General features: G+C 45.2%; 11 protein-coding genes. 3 read left to right on the top strand and 8 right to left on the bottom strand.

Translation table 11 applies throughout. The annotated features are described in order from the left end of the window. Window positions 1-162: 162 nt before the first annotated feature. The 4 genes from KFE96_RS10245 to KFE96_RS10230 form a co-directional block, all read right to left on the bottom strand. Window positions 163-3,672, bottom strand: a complete 3,510-nt coding sequence (locus tag KFE96_RS10245) for a hypothetical protein (protein ID WP_304665218.1) — start codon at window positions 3,670-3,672, stop codon at window positions 163-165. Window positions 3,673-3,802: 130 nt separating this feature from the next. Beyond that, window positions 3,803-7,042: a hypothetical protein gene (locus KFE96_RS10240; RefSeq protein WP_304665217.1), complete on the bottom strand. Its 3,240-nt coding sequence runs from the start codon at window positions 7,040-7,042 to the stop codon at window positions 3,803-3,805. A 270-nt stretch (window positions 7,043-7,312) separates the two neighbouring features. Continuing rightward, complete coding sequence (locus tag KFE96_RS10235) at window positions 7,313-8,896, bottom strand: peptide chain release factor 3 (RefSeq protein WP_255832508.1); 1,584 nt, start codon at window positions 8,894-8,896, stop codon at window positions 7,313-7,315. 70 nt (window positions 8,897-8,966) lie between these two features. Continuing rightward, window positions 8,967-9,491 carry a hypothetical protein gene (locus tag KFE96_RS10230; RefSeq protein WP_255832507.1) on the bottom strand — a complete coding sequence of 175 codons (525 nt, stop codon included), beginning with the start codon at window positions 9,489-9,491 and terminating at the stop codon, window positions 8,967-8,969. A 382-nt stretch (window positions 9,492-9,873) separates the two neighbouring features. Here KFE96_RS10230 and KFE96_RS10225 point away from each other — a divergent pair, with 382 nt between their 5' ends. Next, window positions 9,874-10,467, top strand: a complete 594-nt coding sequence (locus KFE96_RS10225) for a hypothetical protein (protein ID WP_255832506.1) — start codon at window positions 9,874-9,876, stop codon at window positions 10,465-10,467. Window positions 10,468-10,510: 43 nt separating this feature from the next. Here KFE96_RS10225 and KFE96_RS10220 read toward each other — a convergent pair whose 3' ends face one another. Then, window positions 10,511-10,981: a fasciclin domain-containing protein gene (locus tag KFE96_RS10220; protein ID WP_370650580.1), complete on the bottom strand. Its 471-nt coding sequence runs from the start codon at window positions 10,979-10,981 to the stop codon at window positions 10,511-10,513. A gap of 239 nt (window positions 10,982-11,220) precedes the next feature. Further along, window positions 11,221-11,982 (bottom strand): MipA/OmpV family protein, encoded by a 762-nt coding sequence (locus KFE96_RS10215; protein WP_255832504.1) that lies wholly within the window; start codon window positions 11,980-11,982, stop codon window positions 11,221-11,223. 375 nt (window positions 11,983-12,357) lie between these two features. On the opposite strand from KFE96_RS10215, the gene KFE96_RS10210 reads away from it, so the two are divergent. Continuing rightward, a complete protein-coding gene (locus KFE96_RS10210; RefSeq protein ID WP_255832503.1) occupies window positions 12,358-13,230 on the top strand; it encodes an alpha/beta fold hydrolase in 873 nt (290 codons plus the stop codon). A 311-nt stretch (window positions 13,231-13,541) separates the two neighbouring features. On the opposite strand, the gene KFE96_RS10205 is transcribed toward KFE96_RS10210, so the two are convergent. Both KFE96_RS10205 and KFE96_RS10200 read right to left on the bottom strand, forming a co-directional pair. Continuing rightward, window positions 13,542-15,740 (bottom strand): S9 family peptidase, encoded by a 2,199-nt coding sequence (locus KFE96_RS10205; RefSeq protein WP_255832502.1) that lies wholly within the window; start codon window positions 15,738-15,740, stop codon window positions 13,542-13,544. 92 nt (window positions 15,741-15,832) lie between these two features. After that, on the bottom strand, window positions 15,833-16,489 hold the full coding sequence (locus KFE96_RS10200) for a TetR/AcrR family transcriptional regulator (RefSeq protein ID WP_255832501.1): 657 nt from the start codon (window positions 16,487-16,489) through the stop codon (window positions 15,833-15,835). Window positions 16,490-16,652: 163 nt separating this feature from the next. On the opposite strand from KFE96_RS10200, the gene KFE96_RS10195 reads away from it, so the two are divergent. Beyond that, window positions 16,653-19,016 (top strand): TonB-dependent receptor, encoded by a 2,364-nt coding sequence (locus KFE96_RS10195; RefSeq protein WP_255832500.1) that lies wholly within the window; start codon window positions 16,653-16,655, stop codon window positions 19,014-19,016. Window positions 19,017-19,024: the final 8 nt, after the last annotated feature.

Raw genomic sequence — 19,024 nt, 5'->3', positions numbered from 1 at the left:
ATACACGCTTAGCGATGTACGCTGAATGAGAAATGCGGCATTTTCTCGACAACAAAAAAAGGCGACACATTTTTCACAAAAACGTGACGCCTTCACCAGTATGATGATCAAAACTCATTTAAGGAGAAATACTTATTCAAGCCTTTCTACTAGATAAGAGAATTAACTCAGCACCCAATTAACATTACCATCTACAAAATCCTGCACAGTCAAACCATCGATAAAAACACTGCCCCCACCAGTTTCAACACTTACACCAAAGATAACCTCATCCCTATCACTAAAGCTCAGCGTCGCCTCTAAAACAAACGTTTGAACATCTTCAATCAAGCTTAAATCGTTCGACGTATTTGCAAGGAACAAAATATCTTCGTTAATATCAAAGTCAGTAATACGGTCTGCCCTATGGTTGCCAGCGAAGAAGAAGGTATCGGCACCATCACCACCGGTTAAAACGTCATCATCAGCGCCGCCAAAGATACTATCATCGCCTAAACCACCAACAATCGTATCAAGCCCGGCGCCTCCAAATAAACTATCCGCACCCGAGCCACCTTCCACAAAATCACGCTCGGCGCCTGCAAAAATCAAATCATCACCATCGCCACCGATTAAAGTGTCATTGAAGAAGGTCGCTCCAACAGTTTCCTGCCCTCCGAAAAGGGTATCATTCCCTGCCCCTGCGTTGATAAAGTCAGCCCCTTCACCTCCGCCTAAAACATCTGCACCAGCCGCACCGTAGATAGTATCATTTCCACTACCTCCAAAAGCGGCATTATTGGTTATTGCTGTTGCTACCTGCTCGCCGTCCTGGAACACGTTATCTTGGTTCAGATCGTTAAACCCACCTGAGACCAGAATATCCCCGCCTGCACCACCAAACAGAGTGTTATTACCGGCGGCTACGGCTGGATCAGCTGTTTCATTAAGGATAGAGGCATTACCAACGCCACCGATAAGGGTATCATTCCCTGCACCGCCGCCGATAACATCGCTTCCTAGCCCTCCAACAAACAGATCATCACCTTCATCACCCGGGCCAGCGAAAATTTCATCATCACCATCGCCGCCGGAGGCAATATCATTTCCAGTACCTCCAGAGATAAAATCATTACCGCCATTACCAATTAGGGTATCGTTGCCGCCAAATCCGAGTAGGCGATCATTCCCGATACCGGTCTCGATCACCTCATTAGTATCATCGCCACGCTCAAGTTGATTGCCTACAGGTTCTTCTGGCTCTGGGTCAGGAGTAGGCTCAGGATCTGGCTCTGGGTCAGGAGTGGGATCTGGATCTGGCGTTGGATCTGGCGTTGGATCTGGCGTTGGATCTGGCGTTGGATCTGGCGTTGGATCTGGCGTTGGATCTGGCGTTGGATCTGGCGTTGGATCTGGCGTTGGATCTGGCGTTGGATCTGATTCTGCAAAAATAAAATTGATATTGTCTAGATCATCAATACTTAATCCATTTAATGTAAGGAAAACACCGCCAGAAACCTCTATTTGAAGGTTCCCATCAACATTTAGCGATGCAATTTCCCTAACCTCTTCCAAATTACGCAACTCAGAATTAAGGCGTGAGATATCGATTATATCTTCAGTAGTATAATCAAAGATCGTATCACCCCAAAGATTATCATGAATAATGAATAGATCCTGACCGGTACCACCTTCAAAAGTGGTACCTCCACGACTACTGCCTAAAAGCGTATCATCGCCACTACCACCAGATAGTTCTGCCTCTCCAACAGCAGGTTTATTGGGAGCAATACCATTATCCGTTAGAAGATCGTTGCCATCTCCTCCTCGCAGGAAGCCTCCACCTGTTAAAGTGTCATTAAAAGCTGATCCAATAATGTTCTGAATATTAAAAAGGATATCGCCTTCAGCATCACCACCAAGGCCTCGTCCCTCAAACGTGCCATTGCGTGTGGTAACAAAATTATCAACATTTACACCAGCCGATGACGTTGCATAGGAAACAAATTCGAAAGTAAAGGTAGGAACGCTAGAATTCTCTCCAAAAAAGGTATCCGCACCAGGTCCACCAATTAACGTATCTGGCCCATCTAATCCCCGAAGAGTGTCATTTCCGTCGCCACCTTCCAGCAAATCCCCTTCACCAGACCGGTTGATGGCATTTCCAATCAGCTCATCATCACCACTACCGCCTCTCAGCGTATCCCCTCCTGTTCCACCTGATCTACTTTGCAACACATCATTACCCGCTCCACCCTCAATAACCTCAGGGTCCGTCGTCCCGGTCAGTGTATCATCACCATCGGTTTGATCCCCTGCTCCGCCAACGACACCTTCAGAACTGGAGGAGTTCACCCCACCATTCACAAAGTTAAACCCAACATTTTCTATGTCGGATAGGGTTAAACCACTAAAGAAAAGGCTACTGCTAATGCCCGTTTGTACCAGTACACCCGATGTCCCATTAACCATAGTTTCAGATGCGTTGGCCAATAACTGCTGAATATCAGCAATCGAAGAGATCGCGGATATATCAATAATATCTAAGCTTGTAATGGTGGAAAGAACATCGTTACCGTGGTCAGCTTCCAAAACAATTAAATCGCTGCCTGCTCCACCTTCAATTTCATCATCACCCAGGCCGCCAATTAAGGTATCATCTCCATCACCACCGATAAGTGTATCATTTCCAGCCCTACCTTCTAAAAGATCACTATGTTGACCTCCGCGTAGGCCATTGGAAAATTCATTGCCTACATAGTGGACAGAGCGAAAACTAAAACCCGTTTCTAGATTTTCGAACCCTGAAATTTGATTTATCTGTGCACCTGTTTCATCGGTAACTGCGCCAGTATTGAGATCAATATCACCAGAAGAAAAAGCGAATAATGTATCATTACCACTACCACCATCAATGGTCACATCGCCACTGAAGGTACCGTTAAAGAAAATATAATCATCACCTGCGCCCCCATCTATAACTCCAAAGCCACCAAGCAAAGTATCATTTCCGGCCCCTCCAATCAGTGTATCCCGACCTGATTGTCCGTTCAGGCTATCATCACCACCGCCGCCATTTAAGTAATCATCTCCACCATCACCAGCAAATATCTCATCAGCTTCTGAACCGTTAATCGTATCTGCAAAGTCAGACCCAGCAATACGCCGAATATTTATCAGCAAGTCTCCATCTGCGTGACCACCAGATGCTGTACCCTCTTCCAGGTCTAGATTAACTCCAGAAGGTGAGGCATCATATGAGGTTCCTACATTATCGTTGGCTCCTCCTATCAGAGTATCAGCGCCAGCGAGGCCTATTAAAAAGTCATTTCCACCATTGCCATTTAAAATGTTATCTTCAGCGGTACCGACCAAGCGATCCGAAAAGGGAGAACCTATGATGTGCTCGATGCTTATAAGCCTATCGCCTGCGCCCTCTCCAGAACTTGAACTAGGCCAGCCAGTTACGAATGATTGAAAATCACCAATAAATATACCTGCTGTCGAGGCACTATAATCAGCGGTATCAATGCCTTCACCACCATCAAGCAAATCAGCGCCTAGACCACCAATTAAAGTGTCATTTCCCTCACCACCCAATAGTGTATCTTGCCCGTCTAATCCCCTGATCACATCATCGCCATCAGTACCTTCTAGAGTATCGTCGCTTTCCGTGCCCAAAATATTGGTCATACATCCCCCATCAGCTCAAACACTGAAAAATTGATAAAATTTATTAATGCTATTTGCGATAATATTCAGTCTGAGTATCTGCAAAAAAAGGAAAGATAGGGATGTTACATCCCTATTAAAAAATCGTTTTTTAACTCAGTACCCAATTGATATTGCCGTCTATAAAATCCTGTACGGTCAGGTCAGCAATAAAGATATCACCACCTCCGGTAAAAATGGTTACTCCCAATTCATCAGCATCAACACCATTGGACCTAACAGTTTCGCGAACAAATTCGCTGATATCAATTTGGCTTAAATCATCAATCGTATTGGCGAGGAAAAGTATATCTTCATCAACGTTGAAATCTGTTATTTCGTCTGCCCTATGGTTGCCAGCGAAGAAGAAGGTATCGGCACCATCACCACCGGTTAAAACGTCATCATCAGCGCCGCCAAAGATACTATCATCGCCTAAACCACCAACAATCGTATCAAGCCCGGCGCCTCCAAATAAACTATCCGCACCCGAGCCACCTTCCACAAAATCACGCTCGGCGCCTGCAAAAATCAAATCATCACCATCGCCACCGATTAAAGTGTCATTGAAGAAGGTCGCTCCAACAGTTTCCTGCCCTCCGAAAAGGGTATCATTCCCTGCCCCTGCGTTGATAAAGTCAGCCCCTTCACCTCCGCCTAAAACATCTGCACCAGCCGCACCGTAGATAGTATCGTTTCCACTACCCCCAAAAGCGGCATTATTGGTTATTGCTGTTGCTACCTGCTCGCCGTCCTGGAACACATTATCTTGGTTCAGATCGTTAAACCCACCTGAGACCAGAATATCCCCGCCTGCACCACCAAACAGAGTATTATTACCGGCAGCTACGGCTGGATCAGCTGTTTCATTAAGTATAGAGGCATTACCAACACCACCGATAAGGGTATCATTCCCTGCACCGCCACCGATAACATCGCTTCCTAGCCCTCCAACAAACAGATCATCACCTTCATCACCCGGGCCAGCGAAAATTTCATCATCACCATCGCCGCCGGAGGCAATATCATTTCCAGTACCTCCAGAGATAAAATCATTACCGCCATTACCAATTAGGGTATCGTTGCCGCCAAATCCGAGCAGACGATCATTCCCGATACCGGTCTCGATCACCTCATTAGTATCATCGCCCCGTTCAAGCTGATCACCTACCGGCTCTTCTGGCTCTGGCATAGGCTCAGGACCGGGAAGATCAGGGATTATAATTGGGTCACGTGTTTCAAAAGTGAAATCGTTCGCTGAGAGTGCAAAAGTTTGTATACCGTGAATATCAATGATGTTTCCATTGATATTGATCCGTGCACCTCCGTTAATACCTGTGGTAAATAAACGTTGAACATCTGCAAAACTATTAATCCCGAAACCATTCAGATTAATTTTATCAATACCAAGTTCAAAGCGGAAAATTTCGCCACGTCCAAAATCATCGCTAAACTCGAATATATCGGCTCCAGCGCCTCCTAATAAGCTGTCATTCCCCCCTCCAGCAATAAGGACATCATCTCCGCCTTCACCTTGCAAGAAATCATTTCCCAAACCTCCAATCAGCGTATCATTAAAATTCCAGCCACGTATTAAATTATCATTTGCATCACCAATCAGTAGATTACTCTCAAACGCTGAACCAAATATGTTTTCGATACTTACAAGTGTATCCAGCTCCCCGTCTCCCGAAAGAGCAACACCTTGATTAAGGTCTACAACAAGGGTTCCACCACCTGAGAATGTAAATCGAGCGCCATCGATACCTTCGCCACCGTCAAGAAAGTCATCCCCCGCTCTACCCCCTAACGTATCTCTACCTTGGCCACCAATAAGTGTGTCATCTCCATCAAAACCTTCTAACCTATTGTTCTTACCATCGCCGGAAATTAGATCATTGCCGGACGTACCATAAACATCAACGATATTTATTAGTACATCGACATCACCATAAGCGTCTGTTGCTCTCCCAGCTTCAAGATCAACAACAACTCCTTTGACTCCATCAAAATCAGAAAAAGAAGCACGTACGCGATCAACACCGGTACCAATCAAAGTGTCGTCGCCAGCCCCCCCGCTTAATGTATCAATACCGGCGCCAGCTATAAGTAGGTCATCTCCGTTACCACCGGACAAATTATCGTCACCAGCGTTTCCCTCAATGCTGTCATCGCCTGCGTGACCTCTAATTAGATCATCACCTTCCCGGCCAACCAGCGTATCATTTCCATCGGATCCGGAAAGTTGATCGTCATTATTTGAGCCCAGAAAAACAACATCACCCGCTTGGAAGGGGGCCAACAATTCCTCAATGTTCGCTATATTGCTACTTTGGCCATTAACGGAAAGCGTCCCTGCCAACAGGTCTACTATTCCTTCAACTTCCAGTTGGTCAATCCCATTACCGCCGTCAACATCCGCAATACCATCATCCAAAATAGTTATAGTGTCATTTCCATCGCCAGTACGGACAACACTAACCCCATTGCCAACGATAACATTATCTATTCCGCTACCGCCCAGAACAGTGTCATCACCATCGCCAGCATCTATGAAGTTAAACCCTTCACCTGCATCAATAAAATCATCTCCGTTACCCCCGCGAATTATATCATCTCCGGCTCCGGCCTCAATCCGATCGTCTCCGTTTCCTCCTTCAACCCTATTATCGCCAGCACCTGCATTGATGAAATCATCACCACTGCCACCACTGATACTATCCGCAGCGAATCCACCTATAAGAGTATCATCGCCCTCAAAGCCTCCTAGAGTAGTAGGCTGAGCAAAAAGGCCAACAAGATGATCATCAAAATTAGAACCAAAAAGTCTGGAGATGTTTATTAAAACGTCACCTTCAGCATGCCCGCCTGATGGGTTTTCGCCTGTTGTTAAGTTAATGGAAACAGCTTCATTAGATGACGAATATGTAGCTCCAGCGCTAGAGCCTACAGCACCAATTAGAGTATCATCCCCCTCAAAGCCTTGAAGGAGGTCTCCACCGCCATTTCCATCAAGAAGGTTATCTGCTTCATTACCGAAGATACGGTCCGCAAAAACGGAACCTATGATGTTTTCGAAATTTATCAGTACATCTCGAGATGCTTCACCTACACCATTAAAATCTATAATAATTCCAGAAGTAAACATTATAAAGCCCGCTGGGGATGAGCTATAGTCTATGGTATCGATACCCTCTCCACCGTCTAGTACATCTCTGCCGAAACCTCCAATTAAGGTATCATTTCCTGCACCACCTAATAGTGTATCATCCCCATCCAAGCCTCTGATCACATCATCGCCATCAGTACCTTCAAGAATCTCGGCATCCACGGTACCAACAATATCAGACATATATTCCCCCATCAGCGCAAACACTGAAAATCAATCAAACGTTTAGTAGACACCACTGATTAAGGGAGTTGATTTTGATCTGCAACACCAAAAGATTATAAACTTAACGAATAAGTACATTACCTCTAACAGCTCCAAAAATAAGAGATTATTAAAACGCGCGAGGCAAAAAAATTAGAATATTTTATTAATTTCTAAATACTAAAAAAACAAAAGCCAGTACCTAAATCAAGTACTGGCTTATCATACTCAAACAACTTTAGAAGATATTTACGCAACTTCTTCCTTGGTACGCAGGAATTTGAGGCTTGGGAAATCTTCCTTGGCTTTATCAAGGTGCCAGTTGTTCCGCGCCAGATAAACTGGTGAGCCAGTATGATCCTCTGCCATGGAAGCACGGTTCCCGTCCGAGAACTGTTTCACCTCGCGGTGATCCCCTTCTACCCACTCCGCAGTGAGAAGCGTTGTTGGCTCAAAAATAACAGGAACCTGATATTCTGTACGGATGCGGTCAGCTAGAACGTCAAACTGCAGCGCTCCAACAACGCCAACTACCCAGTCACTACCAAGATACGGCTTAAACACGCGAGCAGCGCCCTCTTCCGCAAGCTGTTCAAGCGCGCGGCCAAGGTGTTTTGCTTTCATTGGATCTTCGGAGCGTACCTTCTGGAGAATTTCCGGTGCGAAAGACGGTACCCCTGTGAAACGAAGTGTTTCGCCTTCAGTGAGCGTATCACCAATGCGGAGGTTACCGTGGTTCGGGATACCAATAATATCACCAGCGAACGCTTCTTCCGCAATCTCACGGTCCTGCGCAAGAAACAGCTGAGCGTTATGCACGGCCATAGTTTTGCCGCTCCGAATATGCTTCAGCTTGATGCCTTTTTTGAACCGACCCGATACAATACGTACAAACGCGATACGGTCACGGTGTTTCGGGTCCATATTCGCCTGAATTTTAAAAACGAAAGCTGAAACCTTGTTTTCAAGCGGCTCTACTTCCCGCTCCATGGCCTTACCAAGGCGTGGTTTTGGCGCAAAGCTACCAACACCTTGAAGTAGTTCCTGCACACCAAAATTATTGATGGCAGAACCAAAGAATACAGGTGTTAATATGCCGTCCAGATATTGCTCGAGATCGAATGCCGGGCAAAGTTCCCGCACCATTTCAACATCTTCGCGGAGCTTCTCAACAGCGTAATCAGGCAACAATTCATCAAGCTTCGGATCATCAAGACCTTCACACTTAATACCTTCTGAAAGGCTATCTCCCTTACCGCGATCAAACAGAATAAGCTGATCATGGATAAGGTCGTAACACCCCTTGAAATCACGGCCCATACCAATTGGCCAACTCGCCGGTGTTACATCAAGTGCAAGTGTCTGCTCCACTTCATCAAGAAGCTCAAACGGGTCTTTGGCTTCACGGTCAAGTTTGTTGATAAAGGTTGTGATCGGCATATCGCGCAGGCGACATACCTCAAAGAGTTTGCGGGTCTGCCGCTCGATACCTTTTGCAGCATCAAGCACCATCACAGCACTATCAACGGCAGAAAGCGTGCGGTATGTATCTTCAGAGAAATCTTCGTGACCTGGCGTATCAAGCAGATTGAAGGTATTGCCTTCAAAATCAAAGGTCATCACAGAGGACGCAACCGAGATACCACGTTCCTGCTCCACCTTCATCCAGTCAGAGCGGGCACGACGACGCTCACCCTTGGCTTTTACCTCACCTGCCATCTGAATAGCACCACCAAAGAGAAGTAGTTTCTCTGTCAGTGTGGTTTTACCCGCATCCGGGTGTGAGATAATCGCAAAGGTGCGACGTTTATCAATTTCCTGCTCTAAAGCCATGAAAGTCTTCCAACCAAATCAAATTCCCGCGCAAAATAACGATTTTTGAGAAAGATGGAAGGTATTTATTCTATTTTGAAGGTGCCGCTTTCAGAATGGTCTCAAAGTTCTTTTGCCAGCCAGCCTCTGTTTTGCGTTCACCGAACTCGTTCCATGATCCATCTTCAGTGCGGCGGAATGTGAGGCGGTAAGAACCATCTTCCACGCGGCATTTGAACTCTTTCGCCTCCAGCACGCATTTAAACGGCCTGCTTACGCCCTTTGACGTGTATGGATTATACCAATAATGCCCGGCTTCAGCATCGTAGTTGATAACGGTATGAAGACCGTATGTTTGTCTGCCATCCCGGAAACCCCGGGCCTGAATAATAAGCAGGCTATTCTGCACATCAAACCACACGCTTTCTTTATCGTGGTACTGGCTTTCTCTACCGTCCTGCCGGTAAGAGATACCTGGCCCTTCCCACTCGCCCACAAGGAACTCAAGTTTCTCAATCGCGGTTTGCTCAGGTGTTTTTGTATCCTGTGCTTCAATGGCGGCGGTGAATAAAAAGGTGGCAGTAAGACAAGCAGATTTTACGGCATTGGAAAACATAGGATGCATACCTCAAGCGAATATTAGATCTTCACCAACATAAACCTTCCTGAAAAGGCTACAACAGCGAGCTTATCCGCTCTCTTGAACGTGATGGAGCGAAGCAATACTTATCGATTAAGACGATTACTGAAATCTATTTAAATTGATTTAAAGGATATATTTTCTATGCCATGAAGTAAGTATATTTGTTTCGAACATAGAATTTCGCACTTAACCCGATGGTATCAACAGCCTTAAGTGCGGAACGAATGGCCCCCTTTTCATCAACAGCCTGGGGGCCATTCACCCCTTTAACACGATATCTTTATTAGCGTGCCCTGTATCACCAATATAGGCTTCTCTGGTTGCTAAATCGTTACCTTTTTAATCAGGTTATGCCGTGTCTCGAATTCTTCTTACAATTTCACTTATTTTTGTGTTGAGCCTTTCGGCCTTCGCCTCGTCATCTGACTTTGATATCCGGCTTGCCAATAACTCTCCCCGTGAAAAGGCTGCTGAGAAACAATTGAAACGGCTCCTTGATACATATGATGTAAGCCCGTTCGTATTCACTTACTCAATTAAGATAGATCAAGATGACGCTCCGCACAGTCATCCAATACTAACACTGAATGATTATTTTATTGAAGATGATGCATCAGCGCTCTCAACCTTCATTCACGAGCAGTTGCACTGGTTCGGTATCGCTTTTGAACCGCAAGTGAATGAGGCTATTAAAGATTTGAAAACTTTATATCCGAAAGTACCTAGTGGCAGGCGTGGTGGTGCACGTGACGATTACAGCACCTATGTGCATCTTATTGTAGGCCTTCAAGAATATTATGCATCCGCTTCTCTGTTTGGAAAAGATGAAGCCAGAAGAGTTCTTCTTGGCAAAACCTGGTACACATGGATTTATAGAGAAGTTGTAGAAAACGAGGAAGAACTCGCGAAACTGCTTAGAAAGCATGATCTACTGTTTATGGTAGAATAATTGGAAAATGATGGCGGCCACCAGACCGCCACCAGCACTTAATTTACGGCAAAATTACACTGTCAATTACATGAATTACGCCATTTTCCGCTTTTATATCTGTCGCGACCACCCGGGCATTATCGATCATCACACCCATATCTGAAACCGTAACTTTCACATCCTGCCCCTGCACTGTTTTTGCAGCTTTCAAACCAACAACATCTTTCACCAGTACCTTACCTGGCACCACATGATATGTGAGTACTGCAACTAGTTGCTCACGATTTTCAGGCTTCAAGAGGTTTTCTACAGTGCCCGCTGGTAACTTGGCAAAAGCCTCGTCTGTTGGGGCAAAAACCGTAAAGGGTCCACTACTTTGTAGGGTTTCTACTAAACCAGCAGCCTTAACTGCAGCAACCAGCGTGGTGAACGAGCTATTACTTGCAGCAATTTCAACAATATCTTTGTTCGGCTTGTGCTCTCCAGCAAGCGTTACCACACTGCCTGCCACAACAAGCGAAGCTGCTATCATCATAGTTCCAAAAGATTTAATCATTGTACCTATCCTCTGATTAATTGGCTGCGGATCAGGTATGAGCGAAAAGATGCCAAAACATATCGACCGCAGATTAAGCGTTGTGCGCCGCACCACTAGAGGGCGGCAAATCTATTTTAGAATGTCTGACATCTTCACTAATGGGCCCACTTTCTGTGATTTTCATCAGTGATATTTAGAATACGGCGACAGGATACAACTAGATCACATCGTATTTAAAAACTGTAAGAAACCCCAAAACCAGCGCTTATCTCATAATCATCCGTAATGCCCGGGTTATCGGTAACGGCATCTGCTAAAAGCACAGCACTTCCAAAACCAATAAAGCTGATACGATCTGTTATCGGATACGTTGTGAATATGTTCACCGAATAATTAATAAAGCTCTCTTCAACACGAAAGAACGGAAGAAGCGGTTCTCCGTTTTCGCGCATACGCTCTCTTTGTTCATAAGTTACACCATAGGAAAAATTGCCTAATTTCCGGCTATTCCATGATGCACGAATACTTGGAATGAATGTGAGCTTACCCAAAACAAAACGATATCCATATCCTAGCGAAACTTCCTGCCCGTTATACTGGCCTGTTATATCCCGCCTGAATTCAGCTTCAACAAACCCTAAACGGCCACCCAAACGGGCCCTGAGGCCTGCATCAAGGGCAAAGGCACTAAGAGACTGCCCAGCAACACCTCGTGCAGCAACAAATACATCAGCTGATAGCTGCAAGTTATCTCGATAATTAGGAGTTAACAAATGATACCCAGCTTCCAACCCTTGTAGATAAAGGCTACTACTTTGATAAGTGATACTCGGGAACACGCGCACCTGAGTATCCTCAAGCTCAAAAGGACTATCGTATAAAAGCCCTACTGCCCCCACTTGCCAACCCCTACCATCCTCCTGCCCTATAACGCTTCCTGAAGAGACCACGAAAACGAGAGCAAGCGATAACTTTACTACCAATAAATGTTTCATATTTTTCCCACTGAAAATCATCGACACCTCTAAAATTCACTAATACGTACTGAAATTCGGCATTTCTGGATGAAAAACCGCATACTTTTCTCAAATCCCTGTGGCTCGTAATTGCTCTAAAGTTAAAAAAAAATCTCTCAGCCATTCACAAAATTTAGAATATCTGAATTTTGTTGCCATTTTTTCACGAAAATTAAACTTTATAGATGTAATTAACCACCTTTACTGGCACATGCTTTGCTTATAGAGGCATACGTGGTGAGAAAATCACCCGTATTACTGAAAAAATTGCCCTGTCTACGCTTTGTTGAGTTGATGTTGGTTTTTTTAGTGAGCGTTAGACACGGCACATTCTGCTGAGAAAGAGAGTGCCAAATGACTTATGCTACAAAGATTTCCCCGGAAGGAACATTCCACCGGTTTTCCTATCAAGGTTTCCCTGTGCATATGAAAGAATATGCACCCAATTCTACCACGTTACCGCTCGTATTCATTGGCGGTGCCTTCCAAAACATCACGGCCGTTGAAAAATTAAGCAATGCGTTCAGCCAGGAAACTTGGGTAATTACTGTCGATACGCCAGGCAACGGTGAAACTGGTGTATTACCGCATGAATATGACTTTGAATTCATCTGCCAAGCCATTCATCACGGCCTCTGTGAATTGGGCGTCGCGGAACGCGTCAATATGCTGGGCTGTAGTTACGGTAGCATTATCGCAATGCGCTATGCTCAGATGTATAACAACATTGAACACCTAGTTCTTGGTTCCGCAATGGATAAAATGCCCGACAGGCTTGAATATGCATTCAACCATCTATTGTTCCTACTGGAGTGGGATAAAACCGAAGAGTTTGCCGAGAGCTTTACCGACCTGATGACCAATCCAGCATTAAGAGAAACTAATAGATTGGCGCGCTTAACCGCAGATAAGTTACGTCACGCCCTCTTAAACGCCAATTGCGGCATCAAAGAACAGTTTAAGCATAATACCAAGCGTATTCTGGATCATGCTAATACTGATTTGAGCAAAATGCCAAATGATATGGATGTCACTGTCTTCACTGGAGAACATGATCATTTTCTACCTGTCGAAGCAAATATGAAGATTGCCGATAATTTTGCAAATGGGCGTTTTATTTCCCTGCCAAATGCCGATCATATGTTCCATGTAGAACAGTTTAAAGGCACGGTACGTACGATTTTAGATTCTATCAAACCCGTGTATGACCGCACTTTAGCTGCATAAAACATAAAGAAAAGCCGAAGGGGAGAATCCAGACACCCCCTTCGGCTTCAGCCAGGTGCCTATTATCAGAAGTCTAATCAGGGAGGAAGGAAGATATACCCTCCTGATAACAGGCTGTTTCGACGTCCCTCTGTTTGATTATAACTCAGAACAGTCACGCCGATGACTTAATAGACTATCTAGTCCAGTAATTAAATAAATCAAGCAAGATTCTGTTAAAGTTACATTAGAAACTTTTATCTCATTGATTTTTCATATAAAAAAAGGGCAGAAAACTGCCCCTTTTTCATGTTTTATTCAGCATTAATTTCTTATTTGAGCTTACGTTCAAAGAAATCTAGCGCCAATTTCCATAAATGCTTCCGGGTATTTTCGCCACGAATACCGTGCTTCTTGCCGGGGTATGTCATCAGCTCAAATGGCTTTCCTTCTTTCTGCAATGTCGCCATAAGCTTAACTGCGTTATCGAAGAACACGTTATCATCTGCCATACCGTGGATTAATAGCAGGTCACCTTTGAAGTTATCTGCATATTTAAACACAGATGAGTTTTCATACACATTACCTGGATCATTCGGGTGGCTCAGATAGCGCTCTGTGTAAGCTGTATCATAAAGGCGCCAATCCGTAACCGGAGCAACAGATACACCAGCTTTAAATACATCAGGTGCTTTGAACATGTTGATGATGGTCATGTAACCACCATAAGACCAACCCCACATACCAATTTTATCACCATCGATAAAATCAAGTGTTTTTAGGTAGTTAGCACCAGTAACTTGATCTTCAACCTCAACCGTGCCCATAGCATTTTTGATATGGCCTTCAAACTCAATACCTCGGTTCCACATGCCTCGGTTATCAAGAACCATTACAACAAAGCCTTTACGTGCAAGGATTTCATTGAAGTTCACACTCCATGTCTTCCGTACGCTCTGACCGTGCGGGCCACCATAGGGCGCCATAATAGCCGGGTACTTTTTACCCTCTTCCATGCTTGGTGGCAGGTATAGGCGATAATAAAGGTCGCTACCGTCACTTGCTTTAATCGTACCAAAGCTTTGTTTCGCTGCACCGTCTAAATACTTACCGTATGGGTGGTTACCATCCAGCTTATTCTCGTTGATCGCGAAACGAACTGAACCATCTTTCAGGTCTTTAACGACAATCTGTGGGGGTTGGGTCGGGCTTGAGAAGTTATCAATGAAGAAACCATCACCTACACGTGCACCGTGCCATCCCTCTTCTTTGGTAATCCGGGTGATATCACCACCGGCCATTGGAACAGAATAAAGATGGCTTTCAATCGGGCTATCTTTAAAACCAGAGAAGTAAATAGTACCATTTTCTTCATCCACACGGTTCACGCTGCTCACAACCCAGTCACCAGAAGTAATTGGTGTTGCTTCACCAGTTTCCATATTCACATTGTAAAGATGCCGGAAACCAGTACGCTCACTAGCCCACAACATATTGTTGCCATCGTTTGTGAAACGCAGAATATTATGCAGATTTACCCAAATATCTGATTGTTCTGTAAGCAGCGTACGCTGGCTGGAACCATCAGCTGCAGCTAGCACCATATCAAGCTGCGTCTGTGGGCGATTGAGGCGCTGGTAAATTACCGTTTGACTATCTGGTGTCCAGTTCACACGACCAAGATACGTATCCTGATCACCACCCGCATCAATCCAATCAACCGATTTATCCGCAACAGAAACAACACCGAGTTTGTATGTAACGTTCGTAGTACCTGCTTCAGGATAGCGCTGTTTGATAGATGTTACCGAACCGTCACCTTTTACTTCGTAACGATCCTTAATAATTACATCGCTCTCATCAAATTGCTCAAAAGCAATTTTGGTTTCGTCCGGAGACCACCAATACCCTGTAAAGCGGCCTAGTTCTTCTTGCGCTACGAACTCAGCCATACCATTAGCAATTGTATCGGTCGAGCCTGATGTCAGCTTGGTCTCTTCACCGGTTTTAACGTTTACAATGTAAACTTCACGGTTACGAACAAAAGAAACATAAGTGCTTTTAGGGCTGAAACGGATATCCGTTTCAAACTCTGGTGTATCTGTAAGGCGCTTAACCTTACCGCCCAGCGGCAGTACATAAACATCGCCCCCCACAGGGAACATCAGTGATTTGCTATCCTTACTCCAGAAATACCGAGTAATACCAGAAATGCCACCAATCCGCTGACGTTCACGGCGCGCCTTTTCTTCCTCGGATAGCTCTTCTTTTTTTCCGCCCAGAAGAACGTTTGAATCAATCAGCAGCTTCGCCTTGCCGCTTTTTGTATCAAACTCCCATAAATCGAGCTGATTACGGTTGTTTTCTTTGCCTCGCAAGAATGTAATACGCTTACCGTCAGGCGACATTTGAAGGCCGCGCATACTAGAGCCATTGATAGACGGCCCCGCAACGAGACGATCAATTGTAAATTCTTCCGCCACTGCAGGCATGCTTGCCGCAAGAAGGGCGGCAGCTAAGATCGTTTTCATAAACTCCCCCTGTGTACTAACCCAAATGTGTTGTTATTTTCTATGTGTATTTATCATGTGTCATAGACCCGAAAAGCACAATAATGCGTGATCTATCCTTTTTCACACATTTTTTTAAAACCTGCGGCCATAAAAGGCACCATACGCTCATACGCACCCACCATATCTTCCGATTTCACGGCTCCATCGGAAAGCTGATCAATACGACCTGTATGCGCCATGGTGAGAGTAAGAGCCCCCGAAAGGAAATGATAGCACCAGTAAAAATCTTGTGGTTCAGCATCAGGCAAAGCAGCCTTAAGAGCTTCCATAAATTTGCGCACGAGTGGGTCAAAATATTTAGTCATCAATTGCCCACCCCATTCGTAGGAGCTGTTCACTTGTGCAATGAGTTCAAAATAATGAAGCCAACCTTCATCAGCCTGCAACCCTTCCCCCAAAAGAGGATGTAGAAATGCATCAATAATGGCCTCAACGCTCGGCCCATTCTCACCAGCTTCAGCCTGACATTTTTCAAGTGCTGCCAAACGCAGATCATTCAGAACTTCTGCACGGCGCAAAAGAACCGCATCAAACAAACCGCGTTTACTGCCAAAATGATAGCTAGCGAGGGCGAGATCAACCTCAGCGGAATCAGCAACCATCCGCATAGAAACGCCTTCAAAACCGTGTTTGGCAAACAAAGCCTCAGCCGCATTGAGAATACGATCTTTTCTTCTAATTCGGTTTTTCTCCGGTGCTTTTGTCACGCACTAGCCTCCGCTCAAATCACTTCAGTAGTTTTGTAACATTACTTTATTGAAAACGAAAACCACATATTTTTTCAATGATCGTTGAATTTTTGTTGACATTTCAACAAACGTTGAATTTAATCAAACTGACATAACTTGAACGTTCCTGGGGAGGGATGAAATGAGAACGAATAAAACTGCTTTGGCAGTAATGATGGCGAGTACCTGCCTATCAGGATTAACGCTAACCCCCGCCGTTTCCGCACAAGACAGCGGCTCCAATGATGTGCAACTGGAAGAAATTCAAGTAACGGCTCGTCGCCGTTCTGAATCGTTACAAGATGTACCTGTCGCAGTAACTGCCTTATCCGGCGAGCAACTCGCAAAGCTGGGTGCGCCGGACATCACCTATCTTGCCCAAAGTATTCCAAATACAACACTTGAGGTTTCTCGCGGTACCAACACAACAATCACAGCCTTCATCCGCGGCGTTGGCCAGCAGGACCCTGTCGCTGGTTTTGAAGCGGGTGTTGGTATTTATCTTGACGATGTCTATCTGAACCGCCCACAAGGTGGTGTACTTGATGTATATGATGTTGAGCGTATTGAGGTACTTCGCGGTCCGCAAGGTACACTATACGGCCGGAACACTATCGGGGGTGCGATCAAATATGTAACCAAGCGCATTGGTGATGAACCATCCCTCAAGCTTAACTTGGCAGGCGGTACTTTTGGTCAACACGAGATCGTAGCTTCCGCTGAATTACCAGTTTCTGATACTGTTCGCTTTAGTGCCTCTGGCGCATACCTACAGCGTAACGGATACGGTGAAAATATCGAAACTGGCGCAGAGCATTATGACAAAGATATTCTGGCGTTCCGAGCAAGCAGCGAAATCTTACCATCAGATGCTCTCTTCATCCGCTTTACCGCAGATTACCTAAAAGATAAGAGTAATCCTAAATCAGGTCACCGTTTGATTCCTGGCCTATTTAGCGGCGCACCAGTTCTAGATGATGTGTTTGATACACGCGCAGGCCTTGATGCTCGTAATGAGGCAGAACAATATGGCGGCTCCATGCTCGTAGAGTATGAAATCAACGAAAACTGGACCATTAAAAACATTCTTGCATACCGTGAAGACGAAAGCTTCCAAGCTATTGATTTCGATAGCCTACCTGTGGCTGATGTTGACGTACCAGTAATTTATGAGAACGATCAGTTCAGCGAAGAACTGCAACTTCTCTATAGTGGTGAGACTATAAGCGGTCTCCTTGGTTTTTATTACCTAGATGCCAATGCTTCCAACGAATTTGATGTACTTCTTGCACAAACAGGTGCAGCCATTGGCCTGCCTGGTTTGAACGCAAACACCTTCGGTGATGTAGGTACGAAATCATGGTCTATCTTTGGTGACTTCACCTTTGACCTGGCAAAACATTTTGGCATGGATACTGGCTTGGAGCTAAGCGTAGGCGGCCGCTACACAAGCGACAAACGTACATCTAACGTGCTGCGCCGCACCTTTATTGGCGGTTTTTCTGATACGTTTGGTGGTGACGCGACACTTATCGCGACAACATCAGATTTCAATGGTTCACAAACATTTAAGGACTTCACACCACGTGTAAGCCTTTCATGGCAGCCAAACGACGATCAAACGGCTTACATCTCCTTTAGCCAAGGTTTCAAAGGTGGAGGGTTTGACCCACGCGGTGCAACCACAGCTGCGCCTGACCTGAATAATGATGGTACAGTTTCAGAAGCTGAAATCTTTGATTTCATGCAGTTTGATCCTGAAAACATCACTACTTATGAGGTCGGCCTGAAATCAAACTGGGCTGATGGCCGTGTACAAACAAACCTAGCCTTCTTCTACAGCGATTATACAGATGTTCAAATTCCGGGCTCTGTTGGTGTGGATACAAATGGTGACGGTATCAACGATAGCTTCGCAGGCGTGACAACAAACGCTGGTAAAGCAAGCATCACAGGTATTGAACTTGAAGGTAATGCAATTCTCGGCACAGATATGGGTGTTGATGGCGATAGCCTTGTTGCCACTTTCTCTCTAGGCTGGGTAGATGCTCAGTATGATGAGTTCCTAACAGCTGTGACAGAAGGCGGCGTAACAACAATTCAGGATGTAGCCAATGAGCGAGTGGTACAGAATACGCCTGACCTCTCCACTAACCTGCGCCTAACTTACAATCGTCCACTGGAACTACTGAACTCAGACGGCGAAATCTCTTTCTCAGGTGCATGGTCCTATAAAAGCCGTACACACCAGTTTGAGGTTCCAAATGCCTTCCTTGATCAACCAGCTTACTCTTTGTTCGACGCAAGTATCGTCTGGACATCTGAGGGCGGCAAATACAGCATTGGCTTGCACGGTAAGAACCTGACTGACAAAGAATATATTGTTGCAGGTTACAACTTCGCGAATGCCGACGGCACAGCGTCTACATTAGGCTTAGAAGGCATTGCTTCTGCGTTCTACGGCCCGCCACGCACTGTTACAGCGACATTTGGCGTGAAATTCTAAACCTCCCA

Origin of the sequence: Kordiimonas sp. SCSIO 12603 (assembly GCF_024398035.1) — a bacterium.
Taxonomy (GTDB): Bacteria; Pseudomonadota; Alphaproteobacteria; order Sphingomonadales; family Kordiimonadaceae; genus Kordiimonas.
This window is presented reverse-complemented; position numbering and strand designations above follow the sequence as displayed.

Coding starts and splice junctions, on each gene's coding strand:
- KFE96_RS10245 (WP_304665218.1), bottom strand. CDS start 3,672: ATGACCAATATTTTGGGCACGGAAAGCGACGATACTCTAGAAGGTACT.
- KFE96_RS10240 (WP_304665217.1), bottom strand. CDS start 7,042: ATGTCTGATATTGTTGGTACCGTGGATGCCGAGATTCTTGAAGGTACT.
- KFE96_RS10235 (WP_255832508.1), bottom strand. CDS start 8,896: ATGGCTTTAGAGCAGGAAATTGATAAACGTCGCACCTTTGCGATTATC.
- KFE96_RS10230 (WP_255832507.1), bottom strand. CDS start 9,491: ATGTTTTCCAATGCCGTAAAATCTGCTTGTCTTACTGCCACCTTTTTA.
- KFE96_RS10220 (WP_370650580.1), bottom strand. CDS start 10,981: ATGATAGCAGCTTCGCTTGTTGTGGCAGGCAGTGTGGTAACGCTTGCT.
- KFE96_RS10215 (WP_255832504.1), bottom strand. CDS start 11,982: ATGAAACATTTATTGGTAGTAAAGTTATCGCTTGCTCTCGTTTTCGTG.
- KFE96_RS10210 (WP_255832503.1), top strand. CDS start 12,358: ATGACTTATGCTACAAAGATTTCCCCGGAAGGAACATTCCACCGGTTT.
- KFE96_RS10205 (WP_255832502.1), bottom strand. CDS start 15,740: ATGAAAACGATCTTAGCTGCCGCCCTTCTTGCGGCAAGCATGCCTGCA.
- KFE96_RS10195 (WP_255832500.1), top strand. CDS start 16,653: ATGAGAACGAATAAAACTGCTTTGGCAGTAATGATGGCGAGTACCTGC.